At 44.8% G+C, this 1,782-nt stretch carries 1 protein-coding gene; it reads right to left on the reverse strand.

The genetic code is table 11. The annotated features are described in order from the left end of the window. On the reverse strand, positions 1–1,729 hold a 1,729-nt coding region (gene malZ, locus R7E47_RS24135; RefSeq protein ID WP_318085180.1), incomplete at its 3' end, for a maltodextrin glucosidase. Positions 1,730–1,782 lie beyond the last annotated feature (53 nt).

Genomic DNA, 1,782 nt, shown 5'->3' on the forward strand with positions numbered 1-1,782 from the left:
AGTGTTTCGCATTCAAGCCTAACTGCCACAATGGTAGGTCAATCGTGCTTTCTTGTAGACCAATATTGACTGCAACAATGATCGTCTCTTCACCAAGCTGTCTTGCATAAGCAAATGCTCTTTCGTCACAATAAAGCCATTGCATGCTGCCAGATTGTAGGGCTTTGAACTGTTTGCGAATTTCAATCCACGGTTGGTACAGGTGAAGCCAAGGCGAACCCTGAACTAAATGCCAAGGGAAACAACGTCTGTTATCTGGGTCAAAGCTTCCCTCAAGACCGACTTCACTACCATAATAAATGCATGGTGCGCCGACATAAGTCATGAGTAAGGCCAACGCGATTTGCATTTTTTTCTCATCCCCATTCACCAAGGTGAGAAAACGTGCCGTGTCATGGCTATCAAGTTGATTGAGTTGTGAGAGCTGATTGGCAAAAGGAACTTTTGCTCTGGCTTCATCCAACCACGCTTTGAACTCAAAACCATCTATATCGATTGGGTCATACGTGATGTCTTGATGCGCGATAAACGCTCGAACAGGGTGGGCAAAACCGTAGTAGTTCATCGCGCCGTCTTCTTGCTCCCCTTGCAGCCATTGAGTCGCCTCAAAAAAATGCTCACCTAACACATAAGCATTCGGATTAACGGATTTGGTCGCTTGGCGAAATGCTTTCACGTAGTGAGCGTTGTTTTTCGCCCCCTCCCCTTCACCTAGCATATGAATGACATCAAAACGCCAGCCATCCACGGAATATGGCGGCTTCAGCCAATGTTTGATAACCGATGCCTCACCTTGGTAGATATATTCTCTGACTTCGTGATTCTCAAAATTCAATACCGGCAGATTGTCGATACCTTTCCAGCCAATATAGTGATTACTCTCCCCATCAAAGAAGTAATAGTCGCGAAAATCGGATTTAGGATTCCCGTACGCGCCTTTCCCTTTCTGCTGAATATCAAACCAAGGGTGATGCACAGAAGTATGGTTAAAGACCGCATCCAATACGATCTTCATGTTTTTGCTGCGGATTTGTTCGCACAATGACGCAAAATGCTCGTTGGTGCCGAGCATAGGATCAATCGTGAAATAATCCGTGGTGTCGTACTTATGGTTACTTGGCGAGGAAAAAATCGGATTGAAGTACAGTGCGGTCACACCCAATTGTTCAAGGTATCCAAGCTTTTGCTCAACGCCTTTTAAATCACCACCGAAGAACTCACGTGCCCCAGAGTTTTGGTGATTCCCTACTGGTTCTCCCCACGTTTTAATCACAGCATCAGGATCGTACTCGCAGTACGCTTCACGAATCGCAGACTCACTTTGACTCGCGGCAAAACGATCAGGAAAAATCTGATAGAAAACTTGTTCTTGAACCCACTTTGGCGGTTGATGGTTTACATTCAATTTGAAATGAAATTCTTTGGGCGGAATACGTTTTTGCACTCCACGTGCGTCTAGCCAATATTGCTGACCGTTTCTAACGACTTTAAATACATAGTGGGTGATGTCTCGATCTCTATTCGGCTCGAACGATACTTCCCACAGCAGTAACTCTCCAACTCTGCCGCATTGCACCATGGCGACAAGGTATTCTTCGTTGTCTGGCTCAATACGCGCATAAACAGCATCAAATGTTAACGCTTCTGTTTTTAGACAGACCTTCACGCGTTTACCATCGAAGGCTAAACCATCAACCGTCTGGCTATGAAAGAGAAATGGCAAAGACATAATAAGCACTCTTTAATAAGTGGATATGCCACTATTTTATTAAAGAATGAGAG

It is taken from the genome of Vibrio sp. Vb1026, assembly GCF_033338745.1.
Lineage (GTDB): Bacteria > Pseudomonadota > Gammaproteobacteria > Enterobacterales > Vibrionaceae > Vibrio > Vibrio alginolyticus.